The sequence below is a fragment of the Tahibacter harae genome (assembly GCF_024437735.1).
In the GTDB taxonomy this organism is placed as follows: domain Bacteria; phylum Pseudomonadota; class Gammaproteobacteria; order Xanthomonadales; family Rhodanobacteraceae; genus Tahibacter; species Tahibacter harae.
Genome location: NZ_JANFQO010000003.1, coordinates 349,874 through 375,061 on the forward strand (window position 1 = coordinate 349,874; position 25,188 = coordinate 375,061).

The window sequence follows — 25,188 nt, forward strand, 5'->3', positions numbered from 1 at the left end:
ACCCTGGCGCATGTCAGTTTCCCCTGTGAAACCCAGCCGCGCGGCTATTTGACCATCTGGTTCAGATTGAAGATCGGCAACAGTATGGCCAGCACGATGAACAGCACCATCGCGCCGACCAGCAGGATTACCGCCGGACCCAGCACCGCGGTCAGCACCGCCAGCCAGCGGTCCAGTTCCTTGGCCTGGTGCCCGGCCGCCTCGTCCAGCATGCGTTCGAGCTGGCCGGAGCGTTCGCCGCTGGCGATCAGGCGCACCGCCACCGGCGGAAAATAACCGCTGTCGGCCAGCGCGCGCGAGAAGGCACCGCCTTCGCGCACCTTGTGCGCGGCGCGGCGCAGCGCCTCGCGCATGGGCAGGTTGGGCACGACCTGGGCGGAGATGGCCAGCGCATCCAGCAGCGGCACCGCACTGGCGCTGAGCAGGGCCAGGGTGCGCGCGGCGCGCGCGGTGTTGGAGGCGCGGGTGAGCTTGCCGATCAGGGGCAGGCGCAGCAGCAGACGGTGCCAGGCCATGCGCAGCTTCTCGCGCCGGAGCGCAAAGCGCGTGGCGAACACGAACACGGCCAGGCCGGCGAACACCAGCAGGCCCCAGCGCTTGACCAGTTCCGACAGGCCGATCAGCACCGTGGTCGGCAGCGGCAGCTGCTGCTTCATGCTGGCGAACACGCCGACGATCTGCGGCACCACGTAGACCAGCAGCCCGGTCACCACGGCAATCGCGACCAGGGTGAGAAGAATGGGATAGGCCAGCGCCGTCAGCATCTGCTGGCGCAGCGCGTCGCGCGATTCGGCGTACTCGGCCAGGCGCTCCAGCACCGTGCCCAGGCGGCCGGATTGCTCGCCGGCGGCGACCGAGGCGCGGTAGATCTCGGGAAAGCTTTCCGGGTAGTCGGCAAAGGCCGTCGCCAGGCCGGCGCCTTCCATCACGCGGGAACGCAGCGCGATGACCAGGCTGCGCGCGCGTTCGTCCTCGCCCTGCTCGCCCAGCGCGGCCAGGGCTTCGTCGATGGGCAGGCCGGCGTTTAGCAGGGTCGCGAGCTGGCGCGTGAACAGGGCCAGCTGGGTTGCCGACAGGCCGCGCCGGCCCAGCGGCGACGCCTGCTGTTTCTCGTCGACCGCGTTCACTTCCAGCGGATTGAGGCCGCGCTCGCGCAAGGTCTGACGCACGGCGCGCGCCGTATCGCCCTGCAGCACGCCGCGCTGGGTCTTGCCGCTGGCGTCCAGGGCTTGGTAGGCGAATGCCGGCACGCGATCGGATCCGTGGAGGGAGGGCCGGATTGTCCACGGAAAGGCCGGGCGGGGGTAGCGGCCGGGGCGGCGCCCCGGCCGCCGCGGCTCAGATCATGGTCACGCCGGCCGGCGGCTGCGGCTCGGCCACGGTCTTGTAGAACCACAGCGTGTGGCCGACCGGATCGACGACGGAGAAATTGCGGTCGCCCCACCACTGCGTCGCCGGCGCCTGGGCGATGGCCACGCCGCGGCCGCTGAGTTCGGCGTGGTAGGCGTCCACGTCCTCGACTTCGACGTAGATCTCCAGCGCGCCGGCGGTCAGGCTGCCGCCGTCCTGGGGCCGCGCCAGCATCAGCATGGCGCCGCCGCGCTGGACGATGGCGAAATCGAGCTGGCCGTCCTTGCCGACCATGCCCATCAGATGATCGAAGCCCAGCTGTTCCAGGTAGAAATCGCGCAGGGAATCAACCGAGGCGACATAGCGCAGCGGAATCACCGAGGCGGGTCTGGCAGTGCTGTTCATTGCGTTTTCTCCGTGGCTTGCGGTGGCGAAAGTATCGGCAGACACTGCGCCGCATTCATCTACTTTGTGGAGTAGAAATGCGCGTGGCCTGGGCCGAGTTCGGCCTGCTCGACGAAGCCGGCTTCGGCAGCTACGAGAAACGCGCCCTGGTCACCCTGGCGGTGCACGGGGTCAGCGATGCGGCCACGCTATGCCGCGACGGCGACATTCCTACCTCCAAGATCTACGCGGCGATGGAGAAACTGGCCCAGCTCGGCCTGATCGAGGTGCGCCGCTCGCGCCCGCAGCTGTATGCGGCGCTGCCGCCGGAGCCGCTGATCGAACGCCTCAACGCCATCGCGCGCGAACGCGCCGAGCAGTTCGCCCAGGCCTCGGCCGGCCTGCGCGCCGCCTTCGACAAGCTGCCGCGCCGGCTGCGCAGCAGCGAGGCACGGGTGGACCTGGCGCTGGGCGCCGACAGCCACGTCAAGCGCCATGTCAGCCGCCTGGCCGGGGCACGCCGGCGCGTGCTGTCGTATCTGGAAGCCGGCGACATCGCTGCGATCCACAGCCTGCGCGAACGCGAAGGCTTCGATGTGATGAAGACAATTGCCCGTCAAAGAGAGAACGCGGCGCTGGAGCACCGCGTCATCTTCGGCTTCAGCGACCGCACCGCGCCGCGCCTGCTCGCCTTCCTGCGCGATTTCGCCGCTTCCACGCGCAACTTGAGCGGCGTGCGCTACAGCGGCGAGATGGGCCATCCCTTTCACGTGATCGACGACGAACAGGTGATCCTGGCGCTGGATCATCCCTTCGTCGGCGAAGGCCGCTTCGCCTCGCTGCTGGTGCATGATGCAGGCCTGGCCGCACAGCTGGCCGAGGGCTTTGAACAGCTGTGGCAGCGGGCGATGAAGGATCTGCGCGAGATCCGCGGCTGGCCCGGCCGCAGCGGCCGGGCCTGAGCACAGGCCTTACTTTTTCGCCAATGCGCTGTGGCGTATGCCGTAGGCGAAGTACACCACCAGGCCGGCCAGCATCCACAGGCCGAAGCGTTCCCAGGTGACCAGCGGCAGGCCGGTCAGCAGCCAGATCGAGAACACCACGCCGATGATGGGCACCAGCGGCACCAGCGGGGTGCGGAAGGCGCGCTTCACGTCCGGGCGGGTGTAGCGCAGCACGACGATGGACGAACAGATCACGATGAAGGCGCACAGCACGCCGATGTTCACCAGCTTGGCCAGGTCGCCGATGGGCAGCGCGCCGGCGGCGAGGCCGGTGAGCACGCCCAGCATCAGCGTGGGCCGGTACGGCGTGCCGTAGCGCGGATGCACCTTGGCGAACCAGGCCGGCAGCAGGCCGTCGCGGGCCAGCGAGAACCAGATGCGCGCCGCCGCCAGCATGAAGGCGAACACCACGCTGATGATGCTGGCCACGGCCACGGCGGAGATCGCCGCGCTGATCCAGTTCAGGCCCAGCGACTGGAACGCATTGGCCACCGGCGCGTCATTGTTGAGCGTGGTGTAGTGGGCGACGCCGGTGATGACGAAGGAAATGGTCAGGTACAGCGCCATGGACACGCCCAGCGACAGCAGGATGGCGCGCGGCAGGTCGCGCTGCGGATTCCTGGATTCTTCCGCCGCGGTGGTCAGGGTGTCGTAGCCGAATACCGCGAAGAACACGACCGAAGCTGCCGCGACCACGCCGTGGAAGCCGAAATGGCGCTCGCCGTTGGCATCGACCACTTCCGGCGGGATGAACGGCACCCAGTTGGCGCTGTTGATGTAGAACGCGCCAATGCCGATCACCAGCGCCACTCCGACCACCTTGACCGCCACCACGATGGTGTTGAGGCGCGCGCCGGTCTCGGTGCGCACGGTCAGGAGCACCGCCACGCCCATCGCCACCAGGGCGGCGATCACATTGAATACGCGCCCGTCGCCGGTGCCCATCGCGCCCTGCGCCCATACCGGCAGATGGATGCCGACATGCGCGAGCAGGTTCTGCAGATAGCCGGCCCAGCCGCTCGCGACCGCGGCGACGATCAGCGCATATTCCAGCAACAAGTCCCAGCCGATCAGCCAGGCCACGCCTTCGCCCAGTACCGCGTAGCCGTAGGTGTAGGCGCTGCCGGTGACCGGGATCATGCCCGCGAATTCCGCATAGCACAGCGCCGCCGCGGCGCTGGCGATGCCGGCGATGATAAAGGCCAGCGCCACCGCTGGGCCGGCGTTCACCGCGGCCTGCTGCCCGGCCAGCACGAAGATGCCGACGCCGATGATGCCGCCCAGGCCTATCGCCGTGAGCTGCCACAGGCCCAGCACCCGGCGCAGCTCACCGCGCGCACCGGCTTCGCTCTGCAGTTGTTCGATGCTCTTGTGTCGCGTGATCTGCTGAATCAGGTTCATGGTTTCTCCCGGCAACTCGCCCGATCATAGCGGAGCGTGGAAGACGCCGGCGGGTGCCGGAGGTCGCGCGCTAGCCCGTGCGGCGCTGCAGCAGATAGAAGATGGGCACACCGAGCAGCACGATGCCCAGCCCTGGCCAGGTGAACGCCGGCTTCCAGATCAGCAGGCCGATGCCGACGCCCGTGGCCAGCAGGATGTACAGCGCCGGCAGCAGCGGATAGCCGAAGGCGCGGTACGGCCGCTCCGCATCCGGCCGCGCGACGCGCAGGCGGAACAGGCCGGCGATGGTCAGGGTGTAGAAGATCAGCGTAGCCAGGATCACGTAGTCGAGCAGGTCGCCGTAGCGCCCGGACAGGCACAGCACACAGGCCCACAGCGCCTGCGCCCACAGCGCCCAGCCCGGCACGGCCTGGGCATTGAGCCTGGCCGCCTGGCGGAAGAACAGGCCGTCGCCGGCCATGCTGTAGTAGACGCGCGCGCCGGCCATGACCAGGCCGTTCACGCAGCCGAAGGTGGACACCATGATCAGCACCGCGATCAGGCTGGTACCCCAGGGCCCGAACGCCGCCTGGGCCGCAGCCACGCCGACGCGGTCGGCCTCCGCACCGGCGATGCCCGCCAGCGGCAGCACGGCCAGGTACATGAGGTTGCAGACCAGGTACAGGCTGCACACCAGCGCCGTGCCCAGGAACAGGCTCAGGCCGACGTTGCGGCGCGGGTTCTTCATCTCGTCGGCGACCGAGGCCGCGCTGTGCCAGGAATCCGAGGAGAACAGCGCGCCGACCATGGACACCGCGATGGCCGGCAGCAGGGCCAGGGCCAGCCCATCCACGCTCGCCGCCGGACGCTGCCAGGCCTGCGCCCAGTTGGCCTGCCAGATCTCCCACTTCGCCCCCAGCAGCAGGCCGAAGCCGACCAGGCAGATCACCGCGGCGATCTTGGCCAGAGTGAAACCGGTCTGTATCCATTTCGCATAGTTCACACCGCGGCTGTTGATGAAGGTCAGCAGCAGCACTACGCCGATAGAAACCGCCTGCGCCGCACTGAGGCGGAAACCGCCGGCAGTGAACAATACGTGCTGCTCGCCCAGCCCGGGAAACAGATACGCTGCGAACTTGGCGAAGGCCACACCGACGGCGGCGATGGATCCGGTCTGGATCACCGCAAAGAAGGCCCAACCGTAGAGGAATGCCGGCAGCCGCCCCCAGGCCTCGCGCAGATAGACGTACTGCCCGCCGGCCTTGGGATACATCGCCGACAGCTCGCCGTAGGCCAGCGCCCCGGCCACGGTCATCACGCCGGAGATCAGCCAGACCAGCACCAGCCAGCCCGCGCCGCCGGTCATGCGCACGATGTCAGCGCTGACGATGAAGATGCCCGAACCGATCATGGAACCGGCCACCAGCATGGTGCCGTCGAGCAGGCTGAGGGAGCGACGGAAGCCCGGCGCGGCGGATTCGTTGGCGGATGCGTCGCTCATGCGCTACCTCGGGGTGGACCGGTCGATCATAGCCAGCCCGCCCCGCGCCGGACGAGGCGGATTCCCGCGCCGCGGTCGCGCTTCCGGTATGGACGCCTGCGCGGGAATGCGGCAGCGCCGGCGCACCATGCGCCTGCGCGAGACCCGGCGCACTCTGCAATCCGCAGGATCCCCTACAATCCGCCCCATGCCCTCGCCCACCCTACGCCTGAGCCTCGTCCTGCTGCTGGCGGCCTTCGCCGCGGCGCCGCAGGCGAAGAAAATATACAAATTCACCGACGCCAACGGCGTCACCCACTTCACCGACCGCAAGCCCGACACCGACCAGCCGGTCGAGGAGACCATCGTCAAGGTCGAGCAGAGCCGCATGGTGGAGCTGCGCGTCGAAGGCCATGCGACCGAGCGGCGCGCGCGCCTGTTCAACAATTTCGCCGGGCCGGCGCAGATCGAGCTGTCGGCGGGCGCGGTGCGCAATATCGCGACCGAACCGGCGCTGCCGCTGCAGGTGACCTTGCAGGCCAAGGAAGAGAAAGTCGTCGCCAGCCTGCGCCAGGCCGATCCGTCCCAGCCGGCCGGCTTCGAACTGGCGATGCGCGCGATCCCTGGCAGCCCCACCGCGCAGCATGACGACGGCGCCGAATACCACTGGCCGCTGGGCGGCTTTCCGGCGCGCATCCACCAGGGCTTCAACGGTTCCTTCAGCCATACCGGCGAGGAATCGCGCTATGCCATGGACGCCGCCGCCGACGAGGGCACGCCGGTGCTGGCCGCCCGCGACGGCGTGGTGATGGAGGTGCAGGACGACTACTACGGCGCCGGCCTGGACAAGGAGAAATTCGCCAGCCGCGCCAATGTGGTGCGCATCCTGCACAAGGACGGCAGCATGGCTGTCTACGCCCACCTCGCGCCGGAAAGCGTGGCGGTGCGGGCCGGCCAGCACGTCTACGTCGGCCAGCAGGTCGGCGCCTCGGGCAATACCGGCTATTCCACCGGGCCGCACCTGCATTTCTGCGTACAGCTCAACCGCGGCATGAAACTGGTGTCGGTACCGTTCCGCATGCGCGGTCCGGACGATGCCCTGCTGCAGCTGGACGGCGCCGGCGCGAACAGGACAGCCGCGGGCGAGTGATCCCTGCCCGCGCGGCCCGGCTTCCCGCACAGCCCGCCGGGCCGTCGACTGCGGCCCGGGGCCGGGCTCCGGCCGGTGCCCCGCCCCGCCCGGCCTGCCGCTATACTTCGCGGTCCCCTGCCCCGCCCTGGGCGCCGGGTTGCTCCCTCAGACCGCCGCCATGTCCGATCACCTGACCCAAATGCGGCGCCGCCGCACGTTCGCCATCATTTCGCATCCCGACGCGGGCAAGACCACGCTGACGGAGAAGCTGCTGCTGTTCGGCGGGGCGATCCAGATGGCCGGCAGCGTCAAGGGCCGCAAGGCCGCGCGCCATGCGACCTCGGACTGGATGGCGCTGGAAAAGGAGCGCGGCATCTCGGTCACTTCCTCGGTGATGCAGTTCCCCTACGAAGACTGCATCGTCAACCTGCTCGACACGCCCGGCCACGCCGACTTCGGCGAGGACACCTACCGCGTGCTGACCGCGGTGGACTCGGCGCTGATGGTGATTGACTGCGCCAAGGGCGTGGAGGAACGCACCATCAAGCTGATGGAAGTCTGCCGCCTGCGCGACACGCCCATCATGAGTTTCATCAACAAGCTGGACCGCGAAGGCCGCTCGCCGATCGAGCTGCTGGACGAGGTCGAGTCGGTGCTGAAGATCCAGTGCGCGCCGATCACCTGGCCCATCGGCATGGGTTCGCGCCTCAAGGGCGTCTATCACCTGATCAGCGGCGAAGTGCACCTGTACGAGCCGGGACGCAATTTCACGCGCCAGGATTCGACCATTTTCGCCTCGCTGGACGATCCGGGCCTGGCCGAGCGCATCGGCGCCGATATGCTGCGGGAACTGCGCGACGAACTGGAGCTGGTCGAAGGCGCCTCGCATCCGTTCGACCTGGACGAATACCTGGCCGGCCGCCTGGCGCCGGTGTTCTTCGGTTCGGCGGTGAACAATTTCGGCGTGCAGCCGCTGCTGGATTTCTTCGTCGCCCACGCGCCGGCGCCGCAGGCGCGGGCGACGACGACGCGCCAGGTGCAGCCGGAAGAGGAAAAGATGTCCGGCTTCGTGTTCAAGATCCAGGCGAACATGGATCCCATGCACCGCGACCGCGTCGCCTTCATGCGCATCTGCTCCGGCCGTTTCGAGGCCGGCATGAAGTCCTTCCACGTGCGCAGCGGCAAGGAGATGAAGCTGGCCAATGCGCTGACTTTCATGGCCTCCGACCGCGAGATCGTGGCCGAGGCCTATCCCGGCGACGTCATCGGCATCCACAACCACGGCACCATTTCCATCGGCGACACCTTCAGCGAAGGCGAGGCGCTGAGCTTCACCGGCATTCCCAACTTCGCGCCCGAACTGTTCCGCCGCGCGCGGCTGAAGGATCCGCTGAAGATGAAGCAGCTGCAGAAGGGCCTGGCCCAGCTGTCCGAGGAAGGCGCGACCCAGTTCTTCAAGCCGCTGATGTCCAACGACCTGATCCTGGGCGCGGTCGGCGTGCTGCAGTTCGACGTGGTGGCCTACCGTCTCAAGGACGAATACGGCGTGGAATGCGTGTTCGAGCCGATCACGGTCAGCACGGCGCGCTGGATCCACTGCAGGGATGCCAGGAAACTGGAGGAATTCCGCGACAAGAACGCGACCAACCTGGCCATAGACGCCGCCGGCGAACTGGTCTATCTGGCGCCCAGCCGGGTCAACCTGCAACTCACCCAGGAACGCTGGCCGGACGTGCAGTTCGCCGCCACGCGCGAGCACGCGAGCAGCGCGGCGGGTTGAAGCCGCTGCGAGTTCCGGAACGAAAAAAGCCCGTCGCGAGACGGGCTTTTTTCATGGGCGCATGATGCGCGCCGGCTCAGCTGTCGGAGGGCGTGCGGAAGATGCGGTCGTTGAGCGGATTGTCGCCGCCGCCGTAGCGGAAGATCTCGTCGCCGCGGGCGTCGGACGGGCTTTCCACCGCGGCGAAGATGCTGTCGGGCTGCGCCGCCGGCGCCTGCAGGCGGGCCAGGGCGGACTGGCCGGCCATCTGCGTGTGCTGGCCGCTGTGGGCGGCGAACAGGGCCAGGGCGGCGACCACGCTGGCGGCCATCGCGCCCCACTGCCAGCCGCGCTCGCGGCTGCGGCGGCCATGGGCACTGCGCCGGCTGCGCTCGCGCAGCCCGTGCGCCGGAGCGGCCTGGGCCAGGCAATGCGCCAGCTGGGCCGAGGACGGTTCCAGCGCGCTGAGGAAACGCACCAGGTCGGCGTGGGCGGCAGAGCCCGCCAGGGCATCGACGACCTCGCCGCGCTCGTGCGGCACGATACGGCCGGCGGCCGCGCGCAGCGCCGTGTCGGCATCGACCAGGGCCCGCGCGCTGAGGCTCTGCGGCGCGGTAAGCGTCTGATAAAGCTGGGAAAGGCTGGGCTTAGTCATCAAACTCTCCGGCTCCTATGTCGCGCAGGCGCTGTTTCAGTTCATCCATGCCGCGCGAAACCAATTTCCTGGCTGCCTCGGCCGAGGTACCCATCAGATCCGCGATTTCCTGCAGGGCAAAGCCTTGCAGATGCAGGCTGATGGGCTGGCGCCGGCGTTCAGGCAGCGCGGCGAGGCAGGCTTTGAGCTGCTCGACGTGCTGGTGACCGCTGGCACGGTCCTCAGGGCCGCGATTCTGGTCCGGAAAGGGATCGAAACCTTCCTCGCCGTCCTCCGGCAGCGGTTCTGCCGCCCGGACCTGGGCCCTGCGCAGGGCGTCGATCACGGTGCTGGCAACCACTCGCTGGATATAAGACGCATGAAAGGCCGCAGACCGGTCACGCTCTATCGCCCGCCATAGCCGGATGCGGACTTCCTGTTCCACATCGTCGGCGTCGATGCCGTGGCGGGCCAGGCCGTGGGCCGAGACCAGGGCGCGCAGCTTGGCGCCGTAGTCGGCCAGCAGGCGCTCCAGACGCTCGTGATTGGGGTCGTTTATGCGGCCCACGGCTTACCGGCGGACAGGGAAAGTCGCGCATCGTCCGCGAAACGCCAGGTGCTGGCAATCATGGCCTGCGCCACATGACGGCCGTGCGGCGCAGGCTCCGTACCGCGGCGAAGGACTGCGCTCAGCCGGCGATATAGCGCTGCATGTGGGCCAGCGCCTCGGCCTGTTCCTCGATCACGGCCTTGACCAGGTCGCCTATGGAGATCACCCCGACCACGCGCCCCTGCGCCACCACGGGCAGATGGCGTATGCGCCGCTGCGTGCACAGCAGCATGCATTCGTCGACGGTGTTGTCGGGCGATACGGTCTCCACCGGCGCGGACATGATCTGCCACACCGGCGTCTCCGCCGAGGAACGCCCCAGCAGGATGACCTTGCGCGCATAGTCGCGCTCGGAAACGATGCCGGCCAGCTCCTCGCCGTTCATCACCAGCAAGGCGCCGACGTGGTGATCGGCCATAGCCTGTATGGCCTGCAGAACCGGCTGATCGGGCTCCACCGAGAAAACCTGGCCGCCCTTGCCTTCCAGCAGATGTTTGACCTGACGCATGCAGCCTCCGCGCGCGACCTGCCTGGGAATCGCAGTCTAGCGCGCGGCGCGGGCCAGGGCTAAGGCGGCCGGCGCAGGCTGCGCCGGCCGCTGTCGCGGCTGCTACGGCAGCAGCTCGAAGCCGTACTTGAAGATGGTGTCGCTGGAACCCTGCGGCAGCGGCCAGGCCCAGGCGCCGCGGGAGCGGGTGAAGGCGACCAGGGTACTCAGGCCGCGATCCACCACCAGGTCCCAGATCATCGCGCGCGGCAGGCCTTCGAAGTACTGCCACACCGGGCTGGCCGCATTGATGTTGTCGGTGTAGTACAGGCCCCAGTCGGTGCCGGCGAATACCTGGCCGGGTACGTGCGGGCTGACCATGATGGCGTTGACCGGGATGTTGGGCAGGTTGCCGGTCTTGTTCTCCCAGGTGAACGTGGCGCAATTGGCGGTGCAGGTGACGCGGAACACATGGCCCGGCGTGGCCGGCGTGTTCTGGTCGAAACCGGCAATGGCGGCATAGCCGACCAGCGGGTTCTGCGCATCCGTGACCACGTCCTGCACCGGGCGGTTCGGCAGCACGGCGTTGGCGCCGGTGACATCGACCGCAGTCGCGTTGTTGGTGCCGGCCACGCCCAGGTTGAACACGTACTGCACGTTGCCGTCGTTGGTGCCGACGATGGCGACGGTCGGATCAGTGAAGGAATAGGTCAGCTGGTTGATGTAGGAGCGGTTGTCCGAGCCCAGGATCAGGTTGTTCTTGGTCAGGTCGCCCGTCTTGGCCTGCCAGCTGGACGTGGGCACGGCGCCGGTCAGGGTCTCCCAGAGACGATGCGTGCCCGCGATCATGCGGCCGCAGCCGTTGACGCCGGTGGCGCAGCCGGAATTGGCCACCGCCGGATCGCCGTGCTTGTAGACCTCGATCGGCATGAGGAAGCTCTTGCGGTCGCTGCCCCAGCCGCCGCTGGCATTCACCGTGGCGCCGAACGGTCCGGTGGTGGACACGCGCACCGCGCCGTTCTGCGACTGGTAGTACCAGCGCTGCGCGTTCAGCGGCTCGATGCGGGTATAGGTGCCGTCGCCGCTGTTGGTCGATTCCCACAGCATGGCGCCGGGATTGGCGCCGAACAGCGCCGCGGAGCTGCCGTTGTCCTGGGCGCCGCCGCTGGCGCCGGGATTGGCCGAGGTGGCGAAGTTCGCGGTGATGTCGCCGGAATAGAACTCGATGGTGTTGAGGCTGTCGTTGAGCGAGATAAACGTCGGCGTCGCCGCCGTGGCGTTGGCGGTGTAGTAAACGCCGCCGTCGTTGCCGATCAGCAGCTTGTCCGGGTCGTTGCCGACATAGGCACGGGCGTGGTGATCCACATGCACGCCGCCGCCGGAATAGCCGCAGGTGACGTTGGTGAAGCCGGCGCCGGCGTTGGTGGAACGGAACAGGTCCACCGCGCTGGCGAAGACCACGTCCGGATTGGTCGGCGACACGGTCAGGCCGGCGTCGTACCACATCTGCGTGCCTGCGTTGCCGCAGCCGGTGAAGCCGCTGCCGGTGGTGGTCTGGGTCCAGGTGGCGCCGCCGTCGCTGGACCTCAGCACCGAGTGCACGCCGCGCGAGGTCACGTCGGAGATCATGGCGTACATGATCTGGTTGTTGGTCGGCGCCACGGCCAGCTCGATGCGGCCGATGCTGGTGCTGGGCGTGCCGCTGCCCACGCCGGCCGGCCAGCCGCTGTTGCGCAGCTGCCAGTTGGCGACAGCCGGACAGCCGCTGGCGGGCATGGCGGTCTCGTACAGGCCGTTGGCGCCGTTGTTGCCCAGGTCCGGCTGCACCGGCGTCGGCGTGCCGCGCGTGCCCACGCCGGCGAACAGCGCCGTAGTCGCGCCCCGGTCCACCGCGATCAGCGCGGTGATGTCCTGGCGCTGGGCGGTGGGGCCGCTGGTGAAGGCGTTGGTATAGCAGGGGCCGGACCAGGTGCCGCCGGCGTCGTAGGAGAAGAACAGGCCGGTCTTGGTGCCGACGACGACCTTGTTCGAGTCATTCGGATCGACCACCACCTTGCCTATCGCCTGGTACTGCGGAAAACCGCCGGCGGAAGGCTGGTAGAACATGCCGAACTCGTTCTCGCCGAGCACGCTCCAGGTCGCGCCGGCGTCGGTGCTCTTGAGCAGGCCCGAGGAACCGAACGAGAACGAGCCGTAGCGCAGGTCGCCGGTGCCGGCGTAGATGGTGTTGCGGTTGTTCGGGTCGATGTGGATGTCGCCGATCGCCGCGTTGACGATCTGCGCAATGCCATCGGTCTTGATTTCCCAGGTGGTGGAAGCCGAACAGCAATTGGTGGTCTTCCATACGCCGCCGCCGTCGGAGCCGGCGTAGGCGATGGTGGGATCGACCGGATCGACCACGATCACATTGGTGCGGCCGGAGACGCGGCCGAAGCCCCATTCGGTGTCGTTGAGCGGCTTGGGACCCAGCGAGGTGAAGCGGGCCGGATCCAGCGCCAGCGGCGAATCGGATGCGCGCGCATAGGATTTCTCGCCCTGCGGAACGCCGGCGCGGATCTGCTTCTCCTGCACCGCCGCCTCGGCCAGCCAGAGCTGGCTGAAGGTGCCGGTGGGATAGGACGCACGCTGCGCCCAGTAGTCGCCCTTGGGCGGCGCGGCGGCCTCATTGGCTTCGTATTCGCCGCCTTCGCGGTCGCGTTCGCCGGCCAGGCTGCGGGTCTGGTTGGTCTGGCAGGCACTGGTGGCCAGCGCCGCCAGCGTCAGGGCAAGGCAAAGCCGCCGGCGCGGCGGGAACGACAGGAACATGCGATGAACTCCGCGGTAGGCCGCCCGTGCAATGGCGTTGCGCCCCTTCCCTGGCGCACGGACGACGAATTCAGAACCGGCGCAACCGGGTCCCCCTCATGCACCGGAATCGGCCGGCCCCTGGCACAGGACCGACATCAGGCGGAGCATGCCTCAGCCCAAAGACCCGCGTCCATAGACTTAATTTCAATGCTGCACAGTAGGGCTTTTTTGATCAGTCCCGCTTCGCGGCAGAAGCGCCGGGCGCATGGTGGCGGTCGACGAAATACAGCGGCCGCTGCTTGGATTCGACATAGGTGCGGCCCAGGTATTCGCCGATCATGCCCAGGGCCATGAGCTGGGCTCCGCCCAGGAACAGCACCACCACCATCAGCGAAGGATAGCCGCGCACCGGGTCACCGTAGACCAGGGCCTTGAAGAACACGATCACGCCGAATACGAACGCGACCAGGGCGGCGAAGAAGCCGACATAGGTCGCCAGGCGCAGCGGGAAGGACGAGAACGAGGTGATGCCTTCAAGCGCAAAATTCCACAACTTCCAATAGTTGTATTTGCTATCGCCGGCGAAGCGCGAATCGCGGTCGTAGACGATGGCGGTCTGGCGGAAGCCGACCCAGGTGAACAGGCCCTTCATGAAACGCTGGCGCTCGCGCACCAGTTTCAGCGCATCGACCACGCGCCGGCTCATCAGGCGGAAATCGCCGGTGTCGCGCGGCACCGGCAGGTCGCTCATCTTCTCCATCACGCGGTAGAACGCGGCCGAGGTGAATTTCTTCAGCACGGTCTCGCCGGCGCGGTTGGAGCGCGTGCCGTAGACCACGTCGTAGCCTTCGCGCCAGCGCGCGACGAATTCGGGGATCAGTTCGGGCTGGTCCTGCAGGTCGGCGTCGATGACCACGACGGCGTCGGCGTCGACATGGTCCAGGCCCGCGGTCAGCGCCAGTTCCTTGCCGAAATTGCGGCTGAGCTTGAGCGTGGCCACGCGCGGATCCTGCGCGCGCAGGGATTCCATTACCTGCCAGGTATCGTCGCGGCTGCCGTCGTCGACGTAGAGCACGCTGCATTGCAGGTCCAGGCCGTCGAACACGAGACCTATGCGGCGCTGGAATTCGCGCAAGCCTTCGCTCTCGTTATAGGCCGGAACCACGACGGCTAGAGTGTTCATAAAAATGACACGCGGCTGGAAAAAACCGGCCGATGCTAGCCGAGCTTTGTGACAGAACGCGACCCGGCCGCGGCACGCCCGCCACGCCGCACGCATACGGGCCGCGCCGCTGCACACCGCCGCGTTCGCCATGCCGCCGCCGTCGCGGCGGACGCGGCTAGTAGATGCCGAGGTAGCCCGGCCCGCCGAGCTGGCGCGTCTGCCGCTCGATCCAGACCGCGCGCCGCTGCACGTAGGCCGAAGGCTTGTCCACGCGCAGGCGCCGCGGATTGGGCAGCACCGCGGCGAGCAGGGCCGCCTCGCGCGCGGTCAGCGCGCCGGGCGTCTTGCGGAAATACACCTGGCTGGCCGCGGCCGCGCCGTAGACGCCGTCGCCGAACTCGGCCACGTTCATATACACCTCCAGGATGCGCCGCTTGGGCCAGCACAGCTCGATCAGCACGGTGAAATAGGCTTCCAGCCCCTTGCGCACGAAGCTGCGCCCGTTCCACAGGAACAGGTTCTTGGCGGTCTGCTGGCTGATCGTGCTGGCGCCGCGCAGGCGCTCGCCGTCCTCGGCATCCTCGATTGCCTCGCGGATCGCTTCCACGTCGAAACCGTGATGGCGCGGGAATTTCTGGTCCTCCGCCGCGACCAGGGCGATAGGCAGTTCGCGCGAGACCTGCGCCAGCGGCACCCAGCGCTGGCGCAGGCGGAAATTGTCCTCGCCGGCGGTCCAGGCGGCGAGCTGGCGCTCGGCCATGAAGCCGGAATACGGCACCGGCACGAAGCGCAGCAGCAGCACCAGGGCGATGCTGCCGGCCAGCCAGGCCAGTGCCAGGCGCCAGCTCCAGCGCCAGAGGAAGCGCGCGACGCGGCGCTTGGGAGTACGTGAGGCCACGCGGCGACTGTCGAGGAAAGGAAGTCCGCAGCCTCGCAGAAATGCAACGGGCGCGGCAAGCCGCGCCCGTTGCCCTGTGCGGGACAGGTCTTACTGCGTTTTGCAGTTGAACTGCGCGTTGCTCTCGAAGCCGTCGGCGAACAGGCGGTCCAGGGCGCTGCCGCCCAGGCTGATGTCGTCGATGAAGGCGCCGGCGTACTCGGTGTTGCTGTCGGCCGTCACGCGCCAGCGGATGCGCACGTTCTGGCCGGCGTAGCTGCTGAGGTTGCGCGTGAAGGGCTTGTACACCGACGTCGTACCATTGGCCGAGGAATTGTTCGCGGTCGGCGTGGTGACGCCGGTGAACGCGCCCTGGGTGTTGGGGTAGCCGCAGGCGTTGATCGGCGGACTCAGGGTTTCGGCCAGGGTGTCCGGATAGCCGCCATCCGGCGGCAGATCGGACCAGGTCGCACCGTTGTCGGTGGAGATTTCCATGACCATGCCATCCCACTGGTATTCCAGGTCGTAGCGCGCCTGGAAGCTCAGCACAGCACCGGGCTGCACGAGCAGCTTGGGCGTGGTGATGGCCGCGCAGGTCGCCGACGGATAGCTGACGTTGTCATAGCCGGAGTGGTAGCTGCGCGTGCCGGTGTTGGCCGAGGTGTTGGTCACGTGCCACGGCGAGTCCAGCGTGACGAAGATCCTGTCGTCGCCGTTGTCGCTGTAGGAGTCGCCGCGCACGCCGTCCGGACCGATGGGCGTGCCGTTCACCACCAGGCTGACCGGCGCCGTGTTGCCGAGCGAGTCGCTGGCGGTGACGCGGTAGAAGTACGGCTGGGCGAAGGACACGGCCGTGTCGTTGTAGGTGGTCGAGGGATGGCCGCTGACCACCGTGACCGGCGCCGGGAAATACGGCGAGTTGTCGCGCTGTACCGCGTAGCTGATGCCGGTGGACGCGGCGCAGTTGGCCTGCGCGGCATCCCAGGCCAGTCCGACGGTGCAGGTCGTGCCCTGGGTCGAGGTCACCGCGACGCTGTCGTGGGTGAATTCCGGCTGCAGGGTGCAGGCCGCGGTCGAGGTCACCTCGACGCAGTTGGACACCTCGCCTTCGACATCGTTGGCGATGCCGCGGATCTTGTAGGCGTAGGTCTTGCCCGACTGCGGCGTGGAGTCGACCAGCGGGCTGGCCGCGCCGCTGCCGACCAGGCGGAAATTGCCCGGGTCGGCGCTGGCGCAGGTGCCATCGGCGCGGTAGAGCTGGTAGCTGTTCGCCGCGCCGGTGAAGGCGACATTGACCTGATTGCCGCTGTTGGTCGCATTGACGGCGACCGGCGCCGCCGCCGGCGCGGTGGCCGGCAGGCCGAAGGCGCCGGACACGGCCAGCGCATAGCCCTGGCGGTTGGTGTTCGGACGCGAGCCGCCCGGGATGTTGGTGCCGCGCACGGTGAAGGTGTAGGTGCCGGCGGCCGGTGCGGTCAGGCGCACCTGTTCGACCGTGTTGCGCGCGTCGGCGCTGCCTCCGGTGGTGGAGACGCCACTGGCGAACACGTTGCCGAGGTAGGTGCCGCCCGGGCCGGTGACTTCCAGGTCGAGGTTGTTGACCAGGGACACTACCGCGCCCTGCTGTGCCTCGATGTCGTACCAGGCCAGGGTCGCGCGCAGTTCCTGGCCGGCGGCGACATTGGCGATGGTGTAGACATGGGTGTCGCCGGTCTTGAGGCCGGCGGCCTGGGTGCGCTCGAACAGGCGCAGGCGGCGGTTGTCGTCGCCGCCGGTCAGGGTATTGCTGAACCACAGGTTGGAGTCCAGCCACATGCGGCCCCAGCCGTAGGTGTTGCTGTCCCAGTTCGCCGTGGTGACCGGGTTGGTGCCGTTGAGGATGGTCGCCTTCATGACCATACCCGACGGGTTGTACTTGTCGGCCGCGGTGGCCGTACCGCGCGGGTAGAAGCCGTCGGCAAAGAACTGGCGCATCAACGCGGCGTTGCCCGAAACGGTGGGCGCAGCCATGGAGGTGCCGCTCTTGGACGAAGTCGCCGGCGTTTCCGGAGTGGTATTGGTAGTGGTGTCGCCCGCAGCGGATATGGTCGACGAACCCGGCGCCATCACGTCGGGCTTGCGGCGGCCGTCGGCAGTGGGGCCGCGGCTGCTGAAGCTGGCCACGGAGGTGCCGCCGGCATGGGCGGTGGCGCCCACCGTGACGGCGTTCTTGGCGTTGCCCGGCGAACCGATGGACTGGGTGCCCGGACCGCTGTTGCCGGCCGACACCACGAACAGCATGTCCTCTTCCTTGCTCAGGGTGTAGTCGACTTCGTAGTCGTTGCCCGAGTAGACGCCGCCGGTGGGCGCGCCCCAGCTCGCGCTGTGGATGCGCGCGCTGGCCGCATAGGCCTGCGACAGGGTGCTGCTGAGATCGGTGATGGAAAGGCAGCCGGTGGTGTCGTTGCCGATGTCCTGGAACAGCAGCTGGGCGTTCGGCGCCATGCCATCGGCCAGTTCGTGGTTGGCCGCAGTCGGGGTGGAAGCCAGGTAGGTGCTGCCAAAGGTGCCGGCGGCGTCGCCGGCGATGGTGCCGCTGGTATGCGTGCCGTGGAAGCTGGTCGCGCTGGTGGTGCAGACCTGGTTGTTGTCGTACGCCGTCGCGCCCGGCTGCACCCAGTAGCCGTAGACCTTGCGGGTCGGATAGGTGGTGCCCAGGGCCGGCGGCAGCGGAGTTTCCGCCTCGGTCACCGCGGTGACCGGGCCGCTGCCCTTGTTCAGCGTGGTGAACCAGGCTTCGTTCGCATCCAGGCCCGAGTCGGAGATCGACACGATCTGGTTGCTGCCGAAGAGGCCGTGGTCCCAGATCGGCGTGCGGCCGGCCTCGACCGTGCCGCTGCCGGCGATGTTGACCGTGCTGTTGCCCTGGATGGCGCCGATCGCGCCGGAATTGTCCAGCTCGGGCTGCAGGTAGTGGCCTACCCAGGCCACGCCTTCCATGCCGGTGGCCACGCGCACCAGGTCGGCCAGCCTGGCGGCATCGACGTTGAGGCGCACATACGGGCTGTCCGCGCGCGGATTGACCACGCTGGCGCGCACGCCGGAAACCTTGAGCACGACCTGGGCCAGGGCCTCGGCCGATTCGCCGGCGAAGCCGTAGATTTCCACGTCGATGCCGCCGCCGGGCGCCTGGCCCAGGCTGCTGCGGGCGCCGGCGTACAGCGCCGGATCCAGCTTCATGCCGGGCTGATACAGCCCGGCCCAGCGCACGCCGCGGTCGCTGTTGAGATCGGCCAGACTGCGCTGCGCGCCCAGGCCGACGATGAAGGCGTTGTTGGGCACATAGCCCAGGATGCGGAAGCCGCGCTTCTCCAGGCGCTCACGGCCGCCGCGGTCGCCGTCGGCGAACTGGACCAGGGCGTAGCGCGCCGTGGTCACGTCGGCGGCAGCGCCGGTGGCGCTGTAGTCGACGCGCTCCTGGGTGGGATCGATGGCACCGGCGCGGGTCAGCAGCAGGCGGGCGTTGTTCACCACGGCGTCGGTGAGCTGTTCCGCACCGACGGCACTGGGCTGGACCGCGCGGGGTCCCTGCGCGGTGGCAGCGCTGGCGACGAGAAGCAGCGAAATCGCCGCGGCAAGGCGGTGATGTTTCATGGATTCGGTCTCCCAGGAAAAGGCGGCATCAGCCGCAAGAACCGCAACAGCGCCCAAGTATGCGGGGGCTGAACAGCAGGTAAATCAGACTATAGACCGATCAAAAAATATTTCTCAAGGCCGATTCCGGCCAAAGCCGCGCCGGAACTGGAGTTGTCCGTACAGGCAGTGCCGGAAGATCACAAAAAGCCACGATTCGGCCAGGTCCGGCCGCCCGGCCCGGCTGCGGCCCGGCGGCCGCGGCGGCATGGCGGATAATCCGCCCGCACTTGCAAATCCGTCCCGGCGGCCGCAGCTGAGCCGCCTTCAACAAGGATGCCTTACGTGGAAAGAACCCCCGATCGTCTGCACCGTTTCCTGCTTGAGCGCGCCGGCGTGAGCGGCGTGCTGGTGCAGTTGGAAGATGCCTGGCAGGAAGTGGCCGGACGCAGCGCCTATCCGCCTGCGGTCGCCGCACTGCTGGGCCAGGCGCTGGCGGCGACGGCCGCGCTGACCGGCACCATCAAGTTCACCGGCAAGCTGTCCCTGCAGCTGCACAGCAAGGGCGAGCTGGGCCTGCTGTATACCGAATGCAATGACGAGGGCCGCGTGCGCGGCCTGGCGCAGTGGCGTGAAGGCATCGGCGCCGCCGTCGACCTGGCGTCACTGGCCGAGCCGCTGCTGGCCGTCACCATCGAGAACGCCGCCACCGGCCAGCGCCAGCAGGGCATGGTGCCGGTGGAGCACGGCAGCCTGGCGCAGTTGCTGGAGGGCTATTTCGAGCGTTCCGAGCAGTTGCCCAGCCGCATCCAGCTGGCCTGCGCCGGCGGCCGCGCCGCGGCCCTGATCCTGCAGCCGCTGGCCCAGGCCGGCGGCAGCGGCGGCGCCGATCCGGACGGCTGGAACCGGGTACGCCACCTCGCCGCCACGCTGACCGACGAGGAACTGCTGCAGCTGGAACCGGAACAGGTGCTGCTGCGCCTGTTCCACGAGGAAAACGTGCGCGTCAACGAACAGCGCGACTTGCATTTCGGCTGCCATTGCAGCCGCGAACGGGTCGCGGCGGTGCTGCGCAACCTGGGCCGCGACGAGAGCGAAGCAGCGCTGCAGTCCGACGGCCGCATTGAGGTCACCTGCGAGTTCTGCAACGCGCACTATCACTTCGACCGCATCGACCTGGAGCAGGTATTCAGCGAGCAGCCCGAGCCGCCGGGTTCGGACAGTACGCATTGAACCGAAGGCCGTGCGCGGTTTTCCGCGTGCGGTGCCCTGTCTGTTAGACGGCAGGCGCAGCGCTGGTCAGCTGCGCCGCAATCGGCTCGGGAGTCTGGAGATCCGCCTGCGGCGCAGTACGGAACTGTCTGCGTGCAGTTTCCCGGCCGCCCGCTGCGGGCGGCGGCCGATCCGGCTCAGTCCGGGCCGACGCCCAGCCAGTGCTCCGCCGGCTGCGGCCGGCCGAACAGGAAGCCCTGGCCGAATTCACAGCCCAGGGCTTCCAGCGCCTGCTGCTGGGCTTCGGTCTCTATGCCCTCGGCAATGACCTGCATGCCCAGCGAGCCGGCCATGGCCAGGATCGCCCGCACCACCGCGCTGGAACTGCCATCGTCGTAGGGACGCATCTCGGCGACGAAGGAGCGGTCGATCTTCAGCGCCTGCAGCGGGTACTGGTGCAGGTAGCTGAGGCTGGAATAGCCGGTGCCGAAATCGTCCAGCGCCACGCTGATGCCGCGGCGACGCAGGCCGTCGAGGATCTGCTTCACCTGGGCCGGGTTTTCCAGCAGCGCGCGCTCGGTGACTTCGATGCGGATGCGGCTGGGCATGACGCCGTTGCGATCGAGGATGGCGAACAGCTCGCGATCCAGCTCGCTGAGGCGGAAATGCCGCGCGGTGAGATTGATGCTGATGAAACCGCCCTGGGCCGTCAGCGCCGGTGCGATCGCGCAGACGCGCTCGAACATCTGCCAGTCGATCTGCTCGGCCGAGCCGCTGTCCTCGGCCACGGGCAGGAAATCCCCAGGCAGCAGCACGCCGCGCTCGGGATGTCGCCAGCGCACCAGGGCCTCGTAGCCGACCACGCTGCGGTCCGACAATCGCACTATGGGCTGGAAATACGGCTCCAGCTCGCCGCGGGCGATGGCGCGGCGCAGATCGTTCTCCACCTCCAGCAGGCGCAGCGCCTCCTGGTGCAGGCCTTCGTCGAACAGCGCGTAGCGGTGGCGGCCTTCGGCCTTGGCCCGGTACATGGCCACATCGGCGTCGCGCAGCAGTTCCTCGGCCTTGGCATAGCGCGGCGAGGCCAGCGCAATGCCGATGGAGGCCGAGGTGAACACTTCCTTGGCGCCCAGGCGTATCGGTGCATTCAGCGCGTGGATGATGCGCGCGGCGAAGTTGATCGCGCGCTCGGGCTCGGCCGAGTCATGCAGCAGGATGGCGAATTCGTCGCCGCCCAGGCGCGCGGCGACATCGCCGGAATCCAGGCAGCCGGCGATGCGGCCGCCCACTTCGTACAGCAGATCGTCGCCGATCAGATGACCGACCGAATCGTTGATTACCTTGAAGCGGTCCAGATCCAGGAACAGCACTGCAAACGGCCGCCGCGCATCGCGCCGGTAGCGGTCCAGGGCCAGCTCCAGGCGCTCCAGGAACAAGGTGCGGTTGGGCAGGCCGGTAAGCGAATCGTGCAACGTCTCGTGCTTGAGCTGGCGTTCGATGCTTTCGCGGTAGGCCATCTGCTCGCGCAGGTCGCGGTTGGCCGCGGCCAGCTCGGCGGTGCGCTCGGTGACGCGCTGCTCCAGCTCGGCATAGGCGGATTTCAGCGACTCCGCATTGCGCTTGCGCTCCAGCGCATTGGCAATGTGGTAGCTCACGAAGGTGAGCAATTCCTGGTCGCGCGGCGTATAGCCGTAGTCCTCGGAATAGCTCTGCACGGCGAGTACGCCCACCGCCTTGTCGGCGCAGATCAGCGGCACGCCCAGCCAGCAGGTGGACTGCGTGCCTATGCTGTTGACGGCGCCGGCCTGGGTCAGCCGCTCGATGCCGGCGCGGTCGACCAGCAGGGCCTGGCCGTGGTTGAGCACGTATTCGGTCAGGCCGCGGCCGGGCCGGCGCGAGCGCCGCTCGTGGTCGAATTCGTCCACCGAGTACGGAAAGCGCAGCTCGTCGGCATCGTCGGAGGCAAGCGCAATGTAGAAATTGCGCGCATTAAGCAGGCCGCCGACGACGCGGTGCAGGGCGGCGTAGAAATCCTCCAGGCTGTCGGTCGCATTGGCCAGCTCGGCGATGCGGAACAGCGCCGCCTGCAGGCGTTCGCCGCGCTGGCGTTCCAACACCTGCTGCTGCAGCACACGATTGGCCTCGCGCAGCGCATCGGTGCGCTCGGCCACGCGCTGCTCCAGTTCCTCGTGGGCGCGGCGGCGTTCCAGGGCGGTGAGAATGTGCTGGGCGACATAGGTCAGCAGGGTCTGGTCCTGCTCGGTGAAGCGTTCGCTCTCGCGATAGCTCTGCACCACGATGCCGCCGACCACCTGGTTGCCGCGCAGCAGCGGCACGCCCAGCCAGTCCACGCATTCCGGACCGGCCTGAGAGATGGGGCCGTCCACCTGGCCGCCGAGCATATCGGGCGAGCCGCGCAGCGCCTTGCCGCCGGTGATCAGGTGCCAGGTCATGCTGCGGTACAGCTCGTGCAGCGAGAACTCGCGGGTCTGGTCCGGCGCGTCGGAATCGGCCACGTCGACGAAATACGGGAAACGCACGCTGTGCCGCGACGGCTCGTACAGCGCGATATAGAAATTCTCCGCATACATCAGGCTGCCGACGATGCGGTGCAGCGCGGCCATCACCTCGGGCATGTCGCGGTCGGTATTGGCCTGGTCGGCGATGGCGAACAGGGCGCGCTGCAGGCGTTCGGCCCGTTCCAGGCGGTCCACCGCCTGCTGCAGGCTGTCGGCCGCGTGCACACTGACCAGCTTGGCATCCAGCAGCAGCAGGGTACGCGCCCAGGCTTCCTGCCAGTCGGCACCGGACCAGGCCTCGGCCGGGACGCGGGCATCGAGCAGGCCGGTGGTGGCCTCGGGCACGCCCAGCGCCTGCAGCACGCGCACTTCGCGCGCATCCTGGTCGACCAGGACGATCGGCGGCGCCAGCGGCGCGGAAACCACGCCTTCGGGGCGGCTGGCCACGTGCCGCGCCATCAGCACCGCCGCGGCCGCGCTGTCGACCAGGCGGAACTGCCCCGGGCCCAGCAGGGCCGTACAGAGTGCGACGCCGGCCTGGCCTACGTCGTCCCAGCCTACTGCCTGCAACAGACGCTGCAACGCGCTGTCTATGGCGTCCGAGCCCCAGCCGGAACGAAGCGGATTCGCGCTGCTGGTGGCGTTGGGACTAGGCATTACGCGGCTGGATCTCGGCGCAGGGGCTGGTGGGGCCGGGGCAGTGTACCGATATGCTCCGATCGGCGGAATTGCGCCAGATTGGTGACGAAAGGCAAGCAATCGGCGTTACTTTTTTGTAAACTCGGCGCCTAACCGTGTCTGGAAACTGCGGAACTTGATTTTTCCAGGCGGGTCCCACAGCAATCCCGGCCATTTCCCTGCATGCGCAAGCTTCTCGCCACCTTAGCGTTGACTGTGCTGATGCCGCTCGCGGCGTCCGCGCAGTACATCGTGCCCGAGGCGGCGGAGGCCGAGCAGAAAGCCATGCTGGACCGCCTGCTCAGCGCCGGCCCGAATGCGGAAAGCAGCAACCTGGTGCCGATGTGGAGCACGCCCGACGGCCGCGTACTGGTCGCCGTGGCCCAGTCCGGCCCGCCGCAGCCGCCGATAGCGCCGGCCTCGCCCCAGGTCGGCACCGCATTGGACTGGCGCTTGATCGACGCCACCACCCTGCTGGACGGCCGCGTCGGCGTCCGCCTCGGCGAAAACACCCATCTGCATGGCGGCCTGAGCCTGGCGCCGCTGACCCTGGCCGAACCGGCGCTCGCACTGGATTGCGTCAACAGCGGCTACCTCGGCGTGATCGGCCCCGACTGCCAGGCGGCCCGCGCCGACCTGCGCAGCGGCAACTGGTACGGCGGCAACGTCGGCGCCAGCTGGGCCGGCTCCGAATTCGGCCTGGAACTGGGCCTGGCCCTGAGCTGGCTGGAACCCGCCCTGCCGCGCAATCTGATGCCGGCGCTGAGTTCCGCCCTGCCGGCAGTCTCCGCCCCCGGCACCAGCGCCCTGCCCAACCTGGTAATCCCGGCCCATACCCTGGGACGCTTCAGCGATTCGGCCCAGTTCGGCGCCCGCGGCAGCTGGTTCTTCGCGCCCAAGCAGAGCCTGGACCTGGGCGCCAGCATAGGCCGCATCCGCCTCAGCCCCGATCCCGCCGGCAGCCGCCCGCTGTGGCAGCAGACCGCGCTGAGCCTGGGCCTCGGCGGCAGCGCCCTCAGCACCAACATCACCGGCCGCATCTACAACCCGCTGCGCGGCAGCGTGGGCGCCGATGCCCAGCGCTGGACCGGCATCGACCTCGGCGTAACCTGGCACACCCCCTGGCAGGCCGAACTCAGCATCGGCGCACAGAACCTCTGGGCCAATCCGCCCCTGACCGGCAGCGAAGCCAACAGCCAGGCACGCACGCCGTACGTGCAGTACCAGCAAGACCTCTGAAGCAGCAGCCCCCGGTTCAACCTTTTGAAGCCGCGCCTTGGCGCCAGGTTTGTCGTGCGCTGTGCGGGCTCTGCCGGACCACACCGATCCGGCCAGCTTTCAGCCCCGGCGAAGCGGCGGAAAGCGTTGCGGAGCCTGATTGCCCAGTCCTGCAATCTCGGCAGGCGCATCCACATACCTTATTGAAAGGTGGCGGCGGCCCCTCCCCTGATAAGACAGCTATTGCCTCCAGCGCCGGATGAACTGCCGCGGATTGAGGCGGCCTTGCCACGGACCCAGGGTTTCGGACGGGGAGCAGGGACACTGACGGGGATTCGGGACACCCGTTTTGACGAGGCGTTTTTGGGTGCAACTCTCGCCTGCTGTGGGCTTGGCGGGCTCGGGACATCCACCGCTATCGGGGCGAGTTCATGCGAGTTCAGGACACCCACTTTTCGTCCGCGTCTTCTGGGCACCTCACGTTTCAGACGCCCTCACCGACGACAAAAGCTACCGCCTCAGATTCGAGACTCGCCGCAAAACCACGCCTGTCCCCACACACGCCCCGACTCAAAGAAAAGGGACATATCCGCCCCGCCCGCCTCGTCCCGAGACGTTAAAAAAACGCCTGTACACCGCCCCCGAAAGCCCCCTCTCGTGATATTCCCGTTAACCGCGTTTTTAACGTTTTCGTCCGGACAATCCACTTCCGGGCAACGTATGCGCGCAATTTCCGCATAGGTGAGCGCCTGCTTTTCCACCCAAAAAAGATACAATGCCGCATCCAATTTTCATTCACGATCAATTGGATAGAGCACAGTGCCGTAGGCAAACCACAGCATTGTTGCAAATAAGCTACAGGGATTCCCACTCGTTGCGAATGTTGTTAGTATCGGCCGC

The 25,188-nt window shown here is 68.0% G+C and carries 17 protein-coding genes; 5 read left to right on the top strand and 12 right to left on the bottom strand.

All coding sequences use genetic code 11. The features are described 5' to 3' along the window. Window positions 1–44: 44 nt before the first annotated feature. A complete protein-coding gene (gspF, locus tag NM961_RS04910) occupies window positions 45–1,250 on the bottom strand; it encodes a type II secretion system inner membrane protein GspF (protein ID WP_255912032.1) in 1,206 nt (401 codons plus the stop codon). Between the two features lie 88 nt (window positions 1,251–1,338). After that, window positions 1,339–1,755, bottom strand: coding sequence for a VOC family protein (locus NM961_RS04915; protein ID WP_255912044.1), 417 nt, complete (start codon window positions 1,753–1,755; stop codon window positions 1,339–1,341). Window positions 1,756–1,832: 77 nt separating this feature from the next. On the opposite strand from NM961_RS04915, the gene NM961_RS04920 reads away from it, so the two are divergent. After that, a complete protein-coding gene (locus NM961_RS04920) occupies window positions 1,833–2,696 on the top strand; it encodes a TrmB family transcriptional regulator (protein ID WP_255912046.1) in 864 nt (287 codons plus the stop codon). A 9-nt stretch (window positions 2,697–2,705) separates the two neighbouring features. Here NM961_RS04920 and NM961_RS04925 read toward each other — a convergent pair whose 3' ends face one another. Together NM961_RS04925 and NM961_RS04930 are read right to left on the bottom strand one after the other, a co-directional pair. Then, entirely contained in the window at window positions 2,706–4,139 is a 1,434-nt protein-coding gene (locus NM961_RS04925) for an amino acid permease (RefSeq protein WP_255912048.1), read from the bottom strand. A gap of 70 nt (window positions 4,140–4,209) precedes the next feature. Next, window positions 4,210–5,619, bottom strand: a complete 1,410-nt coding sequence (locus tag NM961_RS04930; RefSeq protein WP_255912050.1) for an APC family permease — start codon at window positions 5,617–5,619, stop codon at window positions 4,210–4,212. 187 nt (window positions 5,620–5,806) lie between these two features. On the opposite strand from NM961_RS04930, the gene NM961_RS04935 reads away from it, so the two are divergent. Beyond that, window positions 5,807–6,748, top strand: a complete 942-nt coding sequence (locus NM961_RS04935) for a peptidoglycan DD-metalloendopeptidase family protein (protein WP_255912060.1) — start codon at window positions 5,807–5,809, stop codon at window positions 6,746–6,748. 160 nt (window positions 6,749–6,908) lie between these two features. Then, a complete protein-coding gene (locus NM961_RS04940; protein WP_255912072.1) occupies window positions 6,909–8,510 on the top strand; it encodes a peptide chain release factor 3 in 1,602 nt (533 codons plus the stop codon). A gap of 76 nt (window positions 8,511–8,586) precedes the next feature. Here the strand turns inward: NM961_RS04940 and NM961_RS04945 are convergent, their stop codons facing one another. The 7 genes from NM961_RS04945 to NM961_RS04975 form a co-directional block, all read right to left on the bottom strand. Next, window positions 8,587–9,144, bottom strand: a complete 558-nt coding sequence (locus tag NM961_RS04945) for a hypothetical protein (protein WP_255912074.1) — start codon at window positions 9,142–9,144, stop codon at window positions 8,587–8,589. Then, the gene (locus NM961_RS04950) at window positions 9,137–9,691 is read right to left on the bottom strand and encodes an RNA polymerase sigma factor (RefSeq protein ID WP_255912076.1); all 555 of its coding nucleotides are present in this window, start codon (window positions 9,689–9,691) and stop codon (window positions 9,137–9,139) included. Before NM961_RS04950 ends, NM961_RS04945 begins: the two co-directional genes overlap by 8 nt. A gap of 121 nt (window positions 9,692–9,812) precedes the next feature. Further along, window positions 9,813–10,241, bottom strand: coding sequence for a CBS domain-containing protein (locus NM961_RS04955; RefSeq protein WP_255912087.1), 429 nt, complete (start codon window positions 10,239–10,241; stop codon window positions 9,813–9,815). A 102-nt stretch (window positions 10,242–10,343) separates the two neighbouring features. After that, window positions 10,344–13,025: a WD40/YVTN/BNR-like repeat-containing protein gene (locus tag NM961_RS04960; RefSeq protein WP_255912089.1), complete on the bottom strand. Its 2,682-nt coding sequence runs from the start codon at window positions 13,023–13,025 to the stop codon at window positions 10,344–10,346. Between the two features lie 214 nt (window positions 13,026–13,239). Next, complete coding sequence (locus NM961_RS04965) at window positions 13,240–14,190, bottom strand: glycosyltransferase family 2 protein (RefSeq protein ID WP_255912091.1); 951 nt, start codon at window positions 14,188–14,190, stop codon at window positions 13,240–13,242. 157 nt (window positions 14,191–14,347) lie between these two features. Then, on the bottom strand, window positions 14,348–15,070 hold the full coding sequence (gene mtgA, locus NM961_RS04970) for a monofunctional biosynthetic peptidoglycan transglycosylase (protein WP_439334193.1): 723 nt from the start codon (window positions 15,068–15,070) through the stop codon (window positions 14,348–14,350). A 90-nt stretch (window positions 15,071–15,160) separates the two neighbouring features. Then, complete coding sequence (locus NM961_RS04975; RefSeq protein ID WP_255912093.1) at window positions 15,161–18,682, bottom strand: S8 family serine peptidase; 3,522 nt, start codon at window positions 18,680–18,682, stop codon at window positions 15,161–15,163. Between the two features lie 324 nt (window positions 18,683–19,006). Between NM961_RS04975 and hslO the strand changes: the two genes are divergently transcribed. Then, window positions 19,007–19,894, top strand: coding sequence for an Hsp33 family molecular chaperone HslO (gene hslO, locus NM961_RS04980; protein WP_255912095.1), 888 nt, complete (start codon window positions 19,007–19,009; stop codon window positions 19,892–19,894). Between the two features lie 176 nt (window positions 19,895–20,070). Here hslO and NM961_RS04985 read toward each other — a convergent pair whose 3' ends face one another. After that, a complete protein-coding gene (locus NM961_RS04985; RefSeq protein WP_255912097.1) occupies window positions 20,071–23,049 on the bottom strand; it encodes a bifunctional diguanylate cyclase/phosphodiesterase in 2,979 nt (992 codons plus the stop codon). 204 nt (window positions 23,050–23,253) lie between these two features. Here NM961_RS04985 and NM961_RS04990 point away from each other — a divergent pair, with 204 nt between their 5' ends. After that, the gene (locus NM961_RS04990) at window positions 23,254–24,309 is read left to right on the top strand and encodes a hypothetical protein (protein WP_255912099.1); all 1,056 of its coding nucleotides are present in this window, start codon (window positions 23,254–23,256) and stop codon (window positions 24,307–24,309) included. The last annotated feature ends 879 nt before the right edge of the window (window positions 24,310–25,188 follow it).